The 16,059-nt window shown below is 52.8% G+C and carries 13 protein-coding genes and 1 tRNA gene; 2 read left to right on the top strand and 12 right to left on the bottom strand.

Annotation, left to right across the window (positions count from 1 at the left end; all coding sequences use genetic code 11):
- Positions 1-812: 812 nt before the first annotated feature.
- On the top strand, positions 813-2,237 hold the full coding sequence (locus SH467x_RS04450; protein ID WP_482370087.1) for an IS701 family transposase: 1,425 nt from the start codon (positions 813-815) through the stop codon (positions 2,235-2,237).
- A gap of 233 nt (positions 2,238-2,470) precedes the next feature.
- Entirely contained in the window at positions 2,471-4,015 is a 1,545-nt protein-coding gene (locus SH467x_RS04455) for an IS1380 family transposase (protein ID WP_482370088.1), read from the top strand.
- A 306-nt stretch (positions 4,016-4,321) separates the two neighbouring features.
- Here the strand turns inward: SH467x_RS04455 and SH467x_RS04460 are convergent, their stop codons facing one another.
- From SH467x_RS04460 to lpdA, 12 genes are all read right to left on the bottom strand, one after another.
- Positions 4,322-5,704 (bottom strand): leucine-rich repeat domain-containing protein, encoded by a 1,383-nt coding sequence (locus SH467x_RS04460; protein WP_482370089.1) that lies wholly within the window; start codon positions 5,702-5,704, stop codon positions 4,322-4,324.
- 233 nt (positions 5,705-5,937) lie between these two features.
- The gene (gene mobA, locus SH467x_RS04465; protein WP_482370090.1) at positions 5,938-6,585 is read right to left on the bottom strand and encodes a molybdenum cofactor guanylyltransferase; all 648 of its coding nucleotides are present in this window, start codon (positions 6,583-6,585) and stop codon (positions 5,938-5,940) included.
- Positions 6,582-6,935: a DciA family protein gene (locus tag SH467x_RS04470; protein WP_482370091.1), complete on the bottom strand. Its 354-nt coding sequence runs from the start codon at positions 6,933-6,935 to the stop codon at positions 6,582-6,584. The genes mobA and SH467x_RS04470 overlap by 4 nt, the downstream gene beginning before the upstream one ends.
- Before the next feature lie 3 nt (positions 6,936-6,938).
- Positions 6,939-8,645, bottom strand: a complete 1,707-nt coding sequence (locus SH467x_RS04475; RefSeq protein ID WP_482370092.1) for a vWA domain-containing protein — start codon at positions 8,643-8,645, stop codon at positions 6,939-6,941.
- A gap of 55 nt (positions 8,646-8,700) precedes the next feature.
- On the bottom strand, positions 8,701-9,606 hold the full coding sequence (locus SH467x_RS04480) for a DNA cytosine methyltransferase (protein WP_482370093.1): 906 nt from the start codon (positions 9,604-9,606) through the stop codon (positions 8,701-8,703).
- Between the two features lie 36 nt (positions 9,607-9,642).
- A complete protein-coding gene (locus tag SH467x_RS04485) occupies positions 9,643-10,059 on the bottom strand; it encodes a hypothetical protein (protein WP_482371420.1) in 417 nt (138 codons plus the stop codon).
- A complete protein-coding gene (locus tag SH467x_RS04490; RefSeq protein WP_482370094.1) occupies positions 10,017-10,988 on the bottom strand; it encodes an HD-GYP domain-containing protein in 972 nt (323 codons plus the stop codon). The genes SH467x_RS04485 and SH467x_RS04490 overlap by 43 nt, the downstream gene beginning before the upstream one ends.
- A 129-nt stretch (positions 10,989-11,117) precedes the next feature.
- Positions 11,118-12,470 carry a serine/threonine protein kinase gene (locus SH467x_RS04495; protein ID WP_482370095.1) on the bottom strand — a complete coding sequence of 451 codons (1,353 nt, stop codon included), beginning with the start codon at positions 12,468-12,470 and terminating at the stop codon, positions 11,118-11,120.
- A 21-nt stretch (positions 12,471-12,491) separates the two neighbouring features.
- Positions 12,492-13,139, bottom strand: a complete 648-nt coding sequence (mtnB, locus tag SH467x_RS04500) for a methylthioribulose 1-phosphate dehydratase (RefSeq protein WP_482370096.1) — start codon at positions 13,137-13,139, stop codon at positions 12,492-12,494.
- 611 nt (positions 13,140-13,750) lie between these two features.
- A tRNA-Ala gene (locus tag SH467x_RS04505) sits at positions 13,751-13,823 on the bottom strand.
- Positions 13,824-13,880: 57 nt separating this feature from the next.
- Complete coding sequence (locus tag SH467x_RS04510; RefSeq protein WP_482370097.1) at positions 13,881-14,624, bottom strand: PIG-L family deacetylase; 744 nt, start codon at positions 14,622-14,624, stop codon at positions 13,881-13,883.
- Positions 14,621-16,054: a dihydrolipoyl dehydrogenase gene (lpdA, locus tag SH467x_RS04515; RefSeq protein WP_482370098.1), complete on the bottom strand. Its 1,434-nt coding sequence runs from the start codon at positions 16,052-16,054 to the stop codon at positions 14,621-14,623. Before lpdA ends, SH467x_RS04510 begins: the two co-directional genes overlap by 4 nt.
- Between the last annotated feature and the right edge of the window lie 5 nt (positions 16,055-16,059).

Genomic DNA, 16,059 nt, shown 5'->3' on the forward strand with positions numbered 1-16,059 from the left:
GAGGTTCGGGGTGTAGATCCTATTACGTTATGGGATGGGGGAGCGGGTTGCAACCAAATAGAAGAACATTTTGGAGTGGGGGAATGCGAGCTAATAGAAGGCACCCACACATCGAGCTAATCGAAGGCACCCAACTACTTCGAATAGGTGGCACCCACCTTTTGACCCACCCACCTTTTGACCCACCTTTTTTTGGGGGATTGGTGGGAGGAGGTTTCTCGCCAAGGCGCTACGGCGCGAAGAGAGAAGCTAGTAGAAGGCACCCATCTTTTTGGGGGGGAGGTAGATCGAAGGCACCCACGCATTTGGGGGATTGTGAGGGTCAACCGCGGAGGATGCGGAGGATCGCGGAGTGGGGCCGTGTCTTTGGTGACAAGGCGTACCTTTTAAAGCGATCGTTAAAGGTCCCGATGAGGTGGATGTCTCCTATTCATGAGCGAATTGTAGGAGAGAGAGAGAGAACCCCTAGAACCTAGACCGCTTTTTATCGGCTCATTTCATCGATTGCATATCAACCCAAGGGGAACCGCAAAAATGAGTCCAACGTACAGAGAGCAAACATGTACATTGCTAGAATGTAAAGTGCAGCGTTTTGAGAAAGCAGGAACACTAATCTCCACTCATCACCACTAATAACTGCACTTTAGGCAAAGATCTGAAGCCGGAGCTAATGCAAGCATCACAATGAGCAAGAATTGCTCTTGAAACGAAAATGGCCCTCAAGGGACAAGTTGGTTGCAAAACATAACCGACCCCAGGAGAGCCAAGGATGGCCAAGCGTAAACGATCTGGTCGTGCACCGCAACTTCAGCATGGCAAAAAGTCGACTCCATCGCATCATGACAAACGCAGCAGGTTGTCGAGCTCGAATCCCACTCGACGTAAAAACTACGGCAGCCAGCGTGCCGCTGGTCGGAGGTATCGCAATCGTGGTAACTGCGATGCAATCGCTCTTGCATGCTCGCATCGGCTTTCGCCTTCCGATCGTGATGGCTGGTGCGATGCTGGCACGTGGTCGCCGTACTGCGAGCAGTTGGTTTCGAGCCGCTGGCGTGAAAGATGATTGGGATCGCTTTTATGAACTGCTTGTATCTGCGGGCAAGGTCGCCACATCGTTGGCTTTGCCCTTGCTGAGGGTAATTGTCAAACGATTCGATCCAGGGCCTGACGGGTACTGGAAGCTGGCGGTCGATGATAGCCCCACAAAGCGATTCGGACGTCACGTCGAAGGTGCGAACATTCATCACCATCCTACGCCAGGTCCAGTCGATAGCGAGTGGTTGTACGGTCACAACTGGGTTTGTCTGGCAATCTTGAGCACGCATCCATTGTGGGGCGTGATCGCATTGCCACTGCTTTCGATGCTGTATGTTAGGCAATGCGATGTTCCTGTGTTGGATGCCAAGCATGGGTGGAAATTTCAAACAAAACACCAACTTGCGCTGCAAATGACCAACCAGGTCATCTGCTGGTTGCGGGTGCTCGGTTCGCGATCCAAGACACTCGTCGTTTTCGATGGAGCCTATGCAACGTATGACCTAATCACGTCACTTACGACGCTAAACACAACCGTAGTCAGTCGCTTGCGAAGCAATGCAAAGCTCTTCGACCTTCCCCCTGCTCGCAAGGCTGGTACTCGTGGGCGTCCTCGCAAATACGGCTACAACCGAATCGATCTCTCAAAGCGTTCCAAGCACAAGCAAGGTTGGCAGACGATTAGCTATGCGTGTCGTGGTGTCGCAGTCCTTCGTCATTACAAGACCTTCCTGGCAACAACAACTATCACCGAGGGACCGATTCGAGTTGTGATACTTAAATTCGACAACGGCGAAACGGCAGCATACTTTAGTACGGAAATCGAAATGCCGGTCGAAATGCTTCTGGAAACCGTAGCAGATCGATGGGCCATCGAAGAGTTCTTCCACGATACCAAAGAGACCTGGGGCGCTGGCAAGCAGCAGGTTCGAAACGTCTGGTCGAATATCGCCTGCTGGAACATCAATGCGTGGCTCTATGGCCTGGTGGAACTGGAGTGTTGGGACACTCCGGTAGAACAGCTGGTCGACCGAAGCGATCGTCCCTGGGACAATCCTGACCGTCGCCCATCGCATGCTGACCGTCGTCGCGAAATAACCCATAAAATGCTGAGGAATCGATTTATGGCAGAACTACCCGCAGCCCAACAAACGCCAAAAATCATCGCACTGATTGACGAGCTATTGTGCTTAGCGGCGTAACCAAGCCCGAGTTCAACTGAATACAATACGATCGGTTAGAGATCTTTGCCTAAAGTGCAGCACTAATAAGGAATAGCAGCAAAATGGTCGCGTTTTTTGATTAGTCCTCGATCAAGCGAAGCTTGGTTGAGTTCGTTTGAGATTTTCGTAAAAAAACCTGAAACCTCCCGGCGTTTTTGCGGTTTAACGAAGTAACAACAAATCGATTAAGCCACACACACGGAGGGTTTCAGGTGAAGACAAGTTTCGCAAAACGTATCGGTGCACGCAAGAAGCAAATCCTCAAAAGGCTCGCAACTGCAAGGGAGAATCGATTCTCTCGCGGTATCTCGAATCCGAATCCCGTTCTCGCTACCAACTCTGTCAAATACGAACTTGCTGATCGCACCCATGCCATCAGCTACGCTGGTGTCTCCGCCATGCTCAAGCTCGCCGGGCATGTCGGATTGACCGATGCCATCAATCATCGTGTCCAACTCTTAAAGTCACATGCTCCTTATCATGAATCCGACCACGTCCTCGCGATGGTTATGAATGTTCTATGCAACGGATCGAGACTCGAGCATTTGGAACGTCTTCGAAACGATTCCACATTCCTTGATGCCATCGGTGCCGATTCGATTCCTGATCCAACCACGGCGGGCGACTTTTGCCGTCGATTCCAACAATCCGACATCGATTCCCTGATGCAAGCCATCAACGAAGCTAGGATCAACGTTTGGAAGCAGCAGGATGATTCTTTCTTTGACCAAGCCATCATCGACGTCGACGGCGTCATCGTGGCAACCACAGCCGAGTGCAAGGAAGGAATGGATATCTCGTACAAAGGGAGCTGGGGATACCATCCTTTGCTGGTCAGCTTAGCCAACACCAAGGAAGTCCTTGCGATTGCGAATCGCAGCGGTTCGGTCCACAGCGCTCACAACGCGGCAGCCTACTTGGATAAGGCAATCTGTACATGCATCGCTGGAGGCTTCCGGCGCATTCGGATGCGAGGTGACTGTAAATTCTCGCAGACGGAGTATCTCGACGGCTGGGATGCCCTGGGAGTACGCTTCCAGTTTGGTTATGAGGCACGAGCGAATCTGAAGGAAATTGCAGACAACCTGGATGCGTCGGCGTGGAAGAAGCTCACCCGAGCCTTACCAAAAAACAAGACCAACGAAACGCGCACCAAACCCACCAACGTCAAACGCCAAATCATTCGGGAACGCAATTACGTCCATCTTGAGTTACTGCATGAGGAAGTGGCCGAGTTCGACTACCAACCCAACGCCTGCGAGAAAACGTATCGAATGGTGGTTGTTCGGAAGAACATCTCCAAGGAACAAGGCGATGTTCGGCTCATCGACGAGATCCGCTACTTCTTCTACATCAGCAATGATCTGCCCTCGGTATCGAGCGAGGAAATTGTGTTTGGCTGCAATGACCGTTGCGACCAGGAGAACTTGATCGCACAACTCTCCGGCGGAGTTCGATCGTTGTGTGCTCCAGTAGACAATCTCGAGAGCAATTGGGCCTACATGGTGATAACGAGTATCGCATGGAACTTGAAATCCTGGTCCGCATTATTGACTCCAGTTGCGACTGGACAAGAGCAAGAACATCAAGCAGAAAAGAAACGGCTCCTGACAATGGAATTTAAAACGTTTCTGTCCGTGTTCATTCATGTGCCATGTCAAATTCTACGACATGCCAGGATAACGATTCATCGGCTCCTTAACTGGACGGACTACACATCAGCATTCTTCCGATTGTGTGCTGTGCTCAATCTGTAGCATCGAATCGCTAGAACGGAAACGTGCTGGCAAGAAGAGCTTCGACATCGAATCCGAAGCGAACCGCAACCGCAACGCCAAACCCAGATCCAATTCGAAGTGTGAAGCTAGAGCAATTAAAAAAAATCAGCCAGTCCCGCTGGCTCGGTCGCTGCTGCGCTGCCAAAATCACGCCCCAACAAACAAGCTTTCGCTTGTTTGAGGACTAGATGACGTAGAAAATTTATTGCGGCGCGATGAGCCGCCATTGTTCGACGGGACCTCAAGGGCGAAGCTGCAGGGGCAGTCCGAGTATCGCGGAAGGTCTCATTGCCCTTCTAACCAGTGCGCGTAGCGAATCGTGCAATGGGGTAGGGCTGCACGTAGTTCTTCAACCTCTTCTCGCGGGATGCAATAGTCGGGAAATGCGAGCTCCTTCAGGTTCGTCATCTGTTTCAATGCTTGAACAAAATCATCTCTTGGGCACACGCGGTAAAAATGAAGGAGCTCCAAACCGTGGAGTCTTTCTAGTTCCTTCGCACCGATTCCGTAGTCGCTATTGAATCGGACCCGTAGCTCCTTAAGGCTCGGGGGCGCATCGATCAATCCAGAGCCATTCGCATGATCGAGTTTCAATTCCATTTTTTCTAGGTTCTTATTCTCTTCAAGAACCCTTAGGCCTGCGTCGGTTATATTGGAGTCAACGACCCGAAGGATTTTCAATCCTTCGACAAGCCCTACTTCCATAAACCCTTCGTCGGTGATGGAGCAGGACACTAACTGAAGCTCTGTGAGTGACTTGGCTTCTCGCAATGTCGATAGCATTGCATCGGTAAGGTCCCTGCCGTATAGAGTTAAACTCGTAGTATTGGGCATCTCTTTCATGCTCGGAATAGTACATTCAAACTCAGCAAAGCTAGAGGCTTTGCCCGTATCGGTTCGAATGCGAATCGTCCATGCGGGGTTCGACTTGCGCAATTTGAGGATCCCCTGGTCGCTCGATTGCGTACGCAGAAGCAATAGCCCCACTTCGGAGGTCGAGTTATAGAGGTGTTGCAAATCACTGTCTTGGATCGGGCAGTCAATCAGCGAAAGGAAGCGTAATTGCTCGCATTTTGCTAGTTCTCTCAATGATTCTTGTGTAGGACTTGATCCGCAACATGTTACCCAGAGCGGACAGACCGTTCTGTTCAACGGTTGCAAGCTACCCGCTTCAAACTCGGAGCATTCCAATCGAAACCCGTCAGGTCTTTTCATCGACGCGAGGAAATCGAAATCATTCACCGATATTTTGGGCGTGACGATCGCTACATCCTTAAGCTGCGGGAATCGATTTAACCTTGCGAGTAACTTCTTTGGAATCTTCTGACAACAAATTCGAATTCGCTTGAGGTCGTAGAGTGCGTAGACTTGATCCAGATCGCGTTCGGAATCTATTCTGATGGAAACAGATTCTGGTGCTGAGAAATATCTATCCCCCAGGAAGATGCGAAGCCACTCCCTTGCAAGCCGATAATCATTAAATTTCCCGCTGAAGTCATAGACGATGGATCCATTGTTCTCCACGAGGGCTTTGTATGCAAGTCTCTTGTTGTGTTCTAACCGCAGTTCATTCAGCACCCATGCAACACAGACTATGAAGCTTATGAAGACGGCCCATATGAGCCAACGTCGGGTGCGGACGGCGACGAGGGAGGTTCGGCCTGCCATACGATTTCTTTCGATACTTAGATGGAAGAGGAGCGTTTCAGTCTCATAGACATTGACTCCAGAGTATACATGGTCGCGGTGAGACAAAGGAGCATGCTTCCTAGATGACTGCCGCTCCCATCACTTCCATCAACCGACTTCTTTTTGGTTCGATCGCGTTACCAACCGCTTTTCCGATCCACCGCCCTCGATAAGCTCGCGAGATCGGTCGTTTTCACGAATTGCTGGCGAATCTATTCGCGTTCGCGTCCACGGTATTCGGATAACCCATCGCGAAGTTCATCATGTGTATTGAACGTTCGCGGCGCCTGCTGTTTTGGAACCGAAACCTGGCGGACATGGCTCTCGAAATAGGAGATCCAAGAGAAGACGGATTGTTTGGCCACCACGGCTGGTTCCCTCAGAAAGGATGAGGATCGAATGTCATATAGACCGGGAAAGGGTTGAAGCGATGGTGCACTCGGTCCTAAAGGGTCCACGGGCGCCATGAGTAATACAGCCAATGAGTCGAGCATGATTGCATCGGGAATCGCAAGAGCCAACTCGTTCCAAACCGGCTCCCACTGGATCAAGTCGCAAGTGAGAATCCAACACTTGGTATGCTCGTCAGATTTGCAGTGTTCGAGGGCGGCTACGATCCCCGCCAACGGACCTTCGTACCCATCCCAATCAGCGAGCATCCCTGCGAGTGGTAGCGAATCCTTTGCGCAAAAGAGATTGCTGAAGTCCTCGCGGCGTTTGGATACAACCCACGGAGTCAATCCACTTTGACGAAGCTGCGAGCAAAGTCGAACTAAGCAAGCGGTTCCATCAATCTCGACGCGTGCTTTGCACTGCCCGAACCGTGTGCTATTTCCACCTGCCAAGATATAGGCGTTCATGAGCCGAATCGCTGCAGATGGATTTTCAAGCTTTGGATTTTCATCTCAGGAAGCGTTGCCTGGATGGAAGCAAGCGCTTTGGATTTCATGTACTCCAGTTCCGATCGCACGATCTCGTTGGCGGCATAAATCTGGAGTGCCCCGCGTTTCACTTGCCCCACTTTGGACTGCCCGCCTAGACTCTGACCGACGGCATCCTGCCAAGCCTGCACGAGCGAGTCCCGCGACTGCTCGTTCGCGTAGCCCTTCTCGAGGAACAATCGATCGAGAACGCGGGAGACCGATTTCGCTTGATACCGGCTTGGAACGGCCTTGGGGATTTGGCTAAGGTAAATCTCTTCTTCGTTCAAGGTTTATAGAATCTCCCGCTTTCGATCGACATAATCCCACAAAACAAAACGATCCAAGTCGTTACCGGCCGTGAAGAAGACGCGTCCTTTGGTTTGTTCGGCAAGGCGGTGCGCAAAACGAATATCTTCCTCCGATTGCGACCAACTCGGCACGAGAAAGATGTTGATGGTTATACCATCTTTCTGACAAAGCATCGCTTCTCGCATTGTTTCCTGCTCGGTTCGCGGGTCGGGCGGATAGAGGAGATAGAGCATTTCTCCTTCAAAGTGGGCAGTCGGCAATCCATCGGTGATGAGAATGATCTGCTTATTGGGTGTATCCGTATTGATCAAGTTCTGTCTGGCGAGCCGAATGGCATGTTGGATGTTCGTGAAGTGAGGCGGGATGTCCATTTCACTCACCCTCGGGTCGCTCATATCCGCTTTGAGTCGCACGACGGGGTGATGGATCGTGACAGGTTTTGGGAGTAAATCGATGACTTCTCCTGGCCGAGTCAATTTGGCAAACGAGTACATCTCCACAAATCGCAAAAAATCACCGGGGTATTCACGCGTGATCAACCCCTGGAGAGCGAGCGCCATTCGTTTGACATTCATATACTGGCCGTCGTAGCGCATCGAACCACTCATATCCATAACAACCACTGTAGCGCAGCGAGGGGTGTTCTTGGTGCGGTAGATCTCCAAATCTTCCGAACGCAATCGAAGCGGCGTTTCGTTCGGGCGTTTGAGGAGAGCATTCAGGATGGATTGCGTCGCGTCCAAGTTGCTTACCGAGTCGCCGAACTCGTAGGATTTCGTAGAAGGCAACTCGACGCTCCCATCCCCGACAATGCGACCGTCGTGGCGTCCTGATCTGCCCGCCTCCAAGTGGGAAAAAATCCGCTGCAAGAGTCTGGACTGAAAGGCCTTGTATGCCCTTGGGGTAAGTTGATAATAGCCTTGCTCATCTCGTTCGAGCCCTTGGCGTTCAGCAGCCTCCTTGACCATGTTACTGATCTGCTCTCTCAACTCCTGCAGGTCGTTCAAGTTTCCTTCGGGGACAAACTCGGAGAGAGCCTCCATGTCGATAAGACCGATTTGCGCCGTCTTGGCGGCCTCTTCTAACTGCCGCAGCAATTCGTCGATTTGCTCCAATATCTTTTTCAGCTCAAGAGCTTCGGGTACGTCGACCCGTTCGCGACCGGTGAAATCGTATTTGTCTAAGAGTTCCTCGATGCCGGCCATCTCACCGAGCGATTCCATCGTGTGAAGGACAGCTGTCGCAAACTCTGGAGAATCGCGATCCGTTCGATACCACAACTGCTCGAGCAAATAAATCTGCTTGGACTGAACCGCTTTATGGAATTCATTTTTCCATTTTCCCGGTGGGTTCGCTCGCTTCGATGCTTTTTCGAAACGCTGCAATGCCTTCTTGTCCAAGCCTTCGGTGGAGTAGGTCTCGAGAATCTTTCGCTTCCGTTCTTCGAGCATCTGCCGGAGCATGTCGATACTCGGCCCCAGCCCCGCAATCTGGCTTGGATCGATCCGTACCGCTCTAGCGAGCTCTTCCTCGGTGAGTTCACGAAATCGACCATAGGCCATCGCGTGTTCGAACGCCCCGCTGACGAGATCGGGAGGCTCCTGAGTCGGGCTCGGAAACTCGGTGGGATTGAATTTTTGGTAAACGTGGACAATTCCGCCGATAGATTCCGGTTTCTTAGGTTGCATCGATTTCAAGCAACAATGTGCCTTGCTCCTAGACGTTCAAGTTCAGACCAACGCATTATAGGAGCGAGGGTAGGTCGAAACAGTCTTGGAAAACCGCACGAAGGCTGGGAACGCTTATGGAATTGCCGAGCAAGTGCCAGAGTTTCCGGTGTCTCAACTCCGCTGGGAGCTGAAAAGACTCGTCGAATCCCAAGAGCCGAGCCACTTCGCGTGGGGTGAAACGTCGCAATCCATGCTCGGTTCGAATATACGATCCCGATTTGATGATGGAGCGACCGTAAGCGGCGGTGAAGCAAGCCGCGACCGCATCGCTGTCCGCTGGATCCACTTTGTCGATGGCCCTGTCGTACTGCTGGGCCATCTGATTTGCGATCCAAAGCCCAGACTCGCAGTGCGCGGCGGGACCCAACGAATCTTCTAAGTAGTCCGACAGTTTGCGTTTGACTACATCACGGGAACGTCGGCAAATGCGCTCGCGATGTGAATAGCTGGCAATCGCATAGAAACGTGGCCGAAGATTAGGCCACCCAAGCTCCGAGGGACAGAAGTGAGTCCAATCGATCAGGTATCCTGCTTTGGTCCATCTGCGACGCAATAAATCAAACGCGTCCGACGATTCGAAGCCGACCACATTTTCGATGCACACCAGCTGCGGCGTCAATTCGCAGACAACGTCGATCAAATGTTTCAACGCTGCGCATCGAGGGTCCGACAAACCGGCGTTGTTCCCTCGTCGAGTAAAGGGGGTGCAGGGTGGGCTCATCCACCAGCAATCTGCCCCTTGTGCTGCAAACCAATCGATCTCTAGCGAAGCGATCTCCGCAATGTGAAAGGGATGTGCAAAGTTGGATCGATACACACACGCAGCATGAACGTCGATATCCACGGCATTCACGATTTGCAGATGAGGAAACGAAGCAGCAAAACCGCCGATTCCCGCGAATAACTCCAAACACTTCATGTTGGATTCATACCAGAATCTTCCATCCGCCTACACCTAGGTAGTTCGAGGATAGTATTCCACTGTTTTCACACCGGTTTCAAAACAATTCTGCCCTAGAAACTTGCATCGAGCAACTCGAACGATCGCTGTGGCGATCGGCAATGAGATTTTGAGCTTTTGGTCTGGATAATATTGGCAACCATTGAGAAAGGACATCCCGGACCTCGAAACATCCTTGACCAAGCTTCGTAGTGTCGGCTGCCAAATCGCTAACACTTGCGGGGTATCGAGGCACTCTACGATGCTAAGACCGCTACAGCGAAAGCGAGGGGCCACGCGAGGCGCACCTTCCCAACGGGGCAGTTCCCCCCGCGCGTCCAAATCCGGAAGCAATTGATCAGGAACGGCGAAGAGCTGGGGATGCTGATCTAATAATTCCTCGAAGGTCGGTTCAATAGCCGTTCTAAGCATGACACCAACTCCTTATCCCAAAGTGTTCCACTTTCCGATGACAATTGTTTCCAAGCAGCGATTCGCGAAAGACCAGGCCTGCCCTTGCGATCGCAAAGCAATCCATCCCAGCGGTTTGCCAACGCGCATACCTTAGACGTCAACGGGATATCCGGCCCTTCCAAACCAACTGGAAATCCCATCCCGTTGACATACTCGTGATGCTGATAGCATGCGAGAAGCGGGGTGCGTGTTATCGATGGAATCTTCGACAAGAAAACAAATCCGACGGTGCAATGTGCAATCTGTTCCTGCCGCGAGTCCACAACCATATAACCGTCCGGGACTTCGATCTGATCCGGGTAATCGGGATCCAGCTCCAGTTTGCCCGTATCGTGTAGAAAACCCGAGGTCAAACATTCACGCTGATCCAACGTCGACAGTCCCATTTCTTTGGCGATCAAGTATGCGTAGACGCCCGTATTGAAAGCGTGGGTTGCAAACCCACCATCCTTTCGAAAGGTGGAAACGATCTCTTTTCCGAGCCGCTCCATCCCACTGCTCTTTTCTAAGAAATGTTGGGTCGCGTCGTACGAGCTTTGAACCCACTTCGACAAACTGCAGGTGCCCAACCCATCGAGCAATTGAAACCGAACGGATTCAAACAGCAATGTGAATCGCAACAATGGCGGTACAGTCGATTGCTGTTCCGACGACTCAAGACTCTCCGACAAGTATCTTCGATATTGGCCCTGATTTCGATTCTCGATGTAACATTTCTGGCCACTTCCTCTCGCTATCTGATCAAAACTAGATCGCGTTACCTGCTCTTGAGAGTCGATGCACTTGATTGCCGTCATGGCTTGTTCATCCCAAACCAATACATCAACACCGACAATGCGGTCGGGCAAAAGAGTCCATGGATGAATGGGTAATAGATCAGGCAGCATAACGAGTGTCCTCAAAAAATTCCGCTCCAGACTCTAAGACGCAGAATGGGACGTACTCAGTCCATCACCCGATTTTCCTTCAAAATATCCTACGACAAATCGATAGGCTTCTCCTAATCCATTCCATCGCTACGAACGGAGAGCGATCAGATATCCCAGGATCGCGCCTACGACTAAAGTCGGAGGGATGATAACAGCGGCAGTCAATGCGATGGCGATGCCTGGACTGTTGACGAACCGACTCGTCGCTCTCGAATCCTCCATCCCTTGATCCAACCCAGGAGGAGGGGCTCCCGCGCGACGTGAGCCCGACTGGGATAAACCCGAATCGTGAGACGGCAGGGAATGTTCTTTCGAAGCCTCCTTCTCTTCGGCGCCGATAGAAGACAGATCGTCCGCAGGAGGTGGAGGTGCAGCCCAAGGGCTTCGCACCAGGGATGGGTACGAGACAAACCCAGACTCTTGATTGGCCCAAGGCTCCAAGCGGTTCGCGACTTCGGCGCACGTTTGTGTTCGCTTCGCTACGTCTTTCTCCATCATCTCCGCAATGATGTCGACAAACTCGTCCTGCAGCCATGCAGAAAACCGACGAGGATGCATGGGAGTTTCCTCCAAATGCCGTCGCATCTTGGTCGCCGTGTCACCTCCCGGGAAGGGTACCTTTCCGCAAACCGCATAATAGAGTGTGCACCCCAGTGAATAGACGTCGCTCGCGGGCCCAACGTCCAAAGGCGTACGGATTTGCTCCGGAGATAGGTAATCGGCGGTCCCCACTATCTTCCCCGCTCGTGGATCATCGACCAGGTTCGCGGTGAAGCTCGCCAGCCCAACATCGGATACCTTGGCGGCCCCCTCTGGGGTTACCAAGATATTGCCGGGCTTCACATCGCGATGGACCATTCCTTTTTGGTGAGCATAGTCCAACCCCAAAGCGGCCTGCATGATGATCTTTGCCGCGCGCGTTTGACTGAGCGGGCCCTGCGTCTTGACCAAACGTCTTAAATCCATTCCAGGAACATACTCGGTCACCAAGTAATGAATGCGGCCGTCTTGACCTGCATCATACGCTCGGACGAGATACTCGCAGTCCAATTTGGCCTGCAGTCGAATCTCGCGAATGAAACCTTCCCTAGCTTCCTCGGTCGCCTTGTGAAGCGGCAGCACCTTGACGGCACAAATTCGCCCCATGACTTGATGCACCCCTTTGAACACATGCCCCATTCCACCTTGTCCGATCGAGTCGGTGATGATGTATGGACCGAGGTTCAGTTTGTGCCGCCCCTCGAGCAACTGGGCTGCCTGATATTCCGTAATGGCTCCTTGCTCGACCAATATCTCTTTGAGAAGAAGATCCTCTTGATCCGGGGAGCAAGCCATCCCGCCGGTGACGATACGATGACGAAGCAATCGAAGGCAGTAATCCCATTGGGACGAAGAAACGACCCCGCTCGCTATCACCGCTTGCCGAAACCGACTCTCCATAGTTCATCGATTCCGATATCTCTAGAGCTTGGTCTGCCGACCGATACACTCGAACAGAAACTCGATCACCTCCATATGCCGCACTGCAGATGGGAGATCCTTCCCCCACGTATAGAGCCCGTGTTGCCGGATCAAATATCCCCAGCAAGGCTTGTGAGGATTGGCATCGAGGTATGCCTCCACCTCCTTTTTTAACGCAGGAATATCCTGCGTGTTGTCAAAGATCGGTATCCAGACCGCAGTCTCATGCGTCGTAATACCCTCCAGCCCCTTCAACATCTCGAAGCCTTCGATGCGAATTCCGCCGAGCGAGGCGTAATGCTGAGACAGAATCGTCGACCAAACCGAATGGGTATGAAGAACTGCACCGGCTCCGCATCGCTCGACCGCCAGACAATGGAGAAGCGTTTCCGCACTGCTCTTCGGCTGATTCGGCGCGATCGGGTTGCCCTCAATATCGACCAATACAAAATCGTTCGGCCCTAAATGCCCTTTGTCTTTGCCGCTTGCCGTTAAAAGCAACTGAAGGGGCTCTCGGTTTACCAATACGCTGTAATTGCTTGATGTCCCGAGAGACCATCCACGCGTCCAGAATTGACTTCCTGCGCGACACAGTCCCTCAATAGGAGCCGAATAAGGTGCTAACAGATCGCTGATGACGCTATCCATGGGGCTTCTCGAACGAAGGCTCCGCGACTGACCAAAGTCCGAAGCAACTTGGACAAGACGAAGCGAAGAAAGAAATGCGAATAGGACCGGCAGGATTCGAACCTGCAACCAAGGGATTATGCGTACCGACTACGACTTTCGCCGCCCCTTTCGGGTTTGTGGTCTGGACCATCCCTTCATTCCGCCAGCCTTTGACTATCGCCTCGTGTGCAACGTGCTCTGTACGAAGAGCCCCGCGCCATGAACCATAGCCGCCACCGAAATGTCTGCCGTCTGGCCTCTACACCTTTCAGGCTGTCCTTTGCTACCGAACCCCCCGCAAACGAATCAGATTGGCTGCGGGCTGTTCCATTGGCGAAGTCACAACGCTGACTTGGCTCGGGATTAGCATCTGCATCGATTCTCTCGATGCAACAAAGCCTTCCCCGACTTTGACAGATTCTACCCAGCTGTCTTCACGCTAACTGGGCAACCCACTGAACATTGCCATCGCTACCCCGAAGCTCATCGCATTACCCGGTCGGTTCCCGGCATGGACGTCTCAAGAGCAACCTTAGGCTCCGTTCCTCAAGTCCCCTGCTCTAACCATTGAGCTACGGTCCCGTGAATAGTGGAGAATAGGGGACTTGAACCCCTGACCTCTTGCATGCCATGCAAGCGCTCTCCCAACTGAGCTAATTCCCCATCGTTCCAACGGCTTTTGCCGCGTTCCGAGAAGGTTATAACGCACGTCGGGGATTGTCAAGCCAGCCCGACACTTCGTAGCAAGTCCGACGTTCCGAGCGGTCGGACCGATGTGAAGACCTCTCCTGCTTTCACTCCGATGGCAGTTCCCGCGGCGATGGCTATCCCTCGGACACTTTCCAGCACATGCGACTTGTGCTCCGGAAACTGCGACGCGTAGCAGCGGATGCTCTCCATCTTCTTCTCAAGTGTTCGGGAGATGTCCATGATGATCTCGTTCGGATACCCCGGCACGGCCGCACGGTCGAATTCCAACCGAAAATACAACTGCTTGTCGATTGAATGAATGGGCAAACCATCGAAATGTTCATCCCATTTGCTGAGCCTGGAATAAAAGATCGCGGCGTCGGTGATCAGCATGGCCTGATAATGATCCGGGGATGCCAACGGTGTCTTGTTCCCAAACCCGACGACCAATCGCGGACGATATCGCCTAAACTCCTTGGCCAAGAGGACTCGCTCTTCAAACCCATCGAACAATCGTCGGTTTGGCAAGGGCAGCACTTTCCTCACTGCCACTCCCAATACTTCGCCAGCAGCTTTCGCTTCGGCCATTCGCGCATCAGGCCCCGGGCTGTTAGGAGTCGGCTCCCCATCGGTCAGATCGACCAAGCCGACCCGATAGCCTAACTCACTCAATGCGGCGATGGTTCCACCGCACGCGATCTCCAAGTCATCGGGATGAGCCCCGACGAACATCACATCGACTCGGTCTGCCCGCTCGATGAGCGTGTGGATCATGATCCGGAGTGCTTCTTCGGTTTGTAGATTTCTGTCGCCGTTCCGAAGTGAACTTCGCCAGCGTTCATCAATGTTTCACTGAGCGTGGGGTGGGGGTGAATCGATTCGGTCAAATCCCTTACCTCGCAGCCCATTTCGATCGCCAAAACCGCTTCGGCAATCAATTCACCTGCCCCGGGACCGACAATTCCGCACCCCAAAACACGGTGGGTCTCCGGATCGATCAACCACTTGGTGAAGCCCTCCGTACGCCCCAACGCTTGAGCGCGACCGCTCGCTGCCCATGGGTACACCTCGATGTCAACCTTGCGATTTTCCTTCTTAGCCTGATCGTCCGTAAGCCCCGCCCAAGCGATTTCGGGATCGGTGAAGACAACAGCTGGAATCGCAGCCTTATCAAAATAAGCCGGCCGACCAAGAATGACTTCAATCGCTACTTTGGCTTCATGGCTGGCCTTGTGGGCCAACATAGGATCCCCGGCAACGTCGCCGATCGCGAAGAGATGCGGGTCCTCGGTGCGTTGCTGATTATCGCAAACAACAAACCCGCGAGGATTCACCTTCGCCAATGTGTTTTCCAGTCCAAGCCCTTGGGTGACGGGTCGCCGTCCCACACTCACAAGCACTCGATCGAATCGCTCGTGTCCAAACTTCCCAGGACCTTCGAACGCGACTTCGATCTGATTATCGACTTCTGCAATCGAACCGACTTTTGTGTTGAGATAAATGCGATTGTCGAGAAGCTTCTTCAATCGGTTGTGGAGCGGTTTGACCAAGTCCCGATCAGCCCCAGGCAACAATCCCTCGGTCATCTCGACCACCGAGACCTGAGACCCCAAGGACGCATAAACTGTCCCCATCTCAAGTCCGATGTAGCCCCCACCGATCACCAACAACTTCTTGGGGATATCTTGCAGAGCCAATGCGCCGGTCGAGTCCATCACGCGGGACGAACCGATTTGAAACGATGGCGGCATGGCCGGAACGCTGCCGGTCGCAATGACGCAATAGTCAAACGTCACCTTGCCACCCTCTGGAATCGAGGGATCGTCCCCTTCCAAGACCAGTGTCGTAGAATTCTCGAACCTGCCTCGCGCCCGGATGATTTTGACGTTTCGCCGTTTCGCCAGCTGACCCAATCCGCCGCTAAGGGTTTCGATCACCTTTTCTTTGCGTGCTCGAACCTTATCGACGTCGATCGCAGGGGTGTTGAAGGACACCCCCCACTCTTCGGTAAGCTCGTGCGTTTCACTAATGACCTTTGCGACGTGCAGCAATGCCTTCGAGGGAATGCAACCGCGGAGCAAGCAGGTACCACCGAGGCGGGATTCCGCCTCGACGAGCACCACTTCCAGCCCCTCGTCGGCCGCTAGAAACGCAGCCGCATACCCACCAGGTCCACCACCCAAAACTACAACAGGTGCGTGCATGCGCA

Origin of the sequence: Brakhagea slesvicensis (assembly GCF_052161625.1) — a bacterium.
Classification (GTDB): domain Bacteria; phylum Planctomycetota; class Planctomycetia; order Pirellulales; family Pirellulaceae; genus JBKCUI01.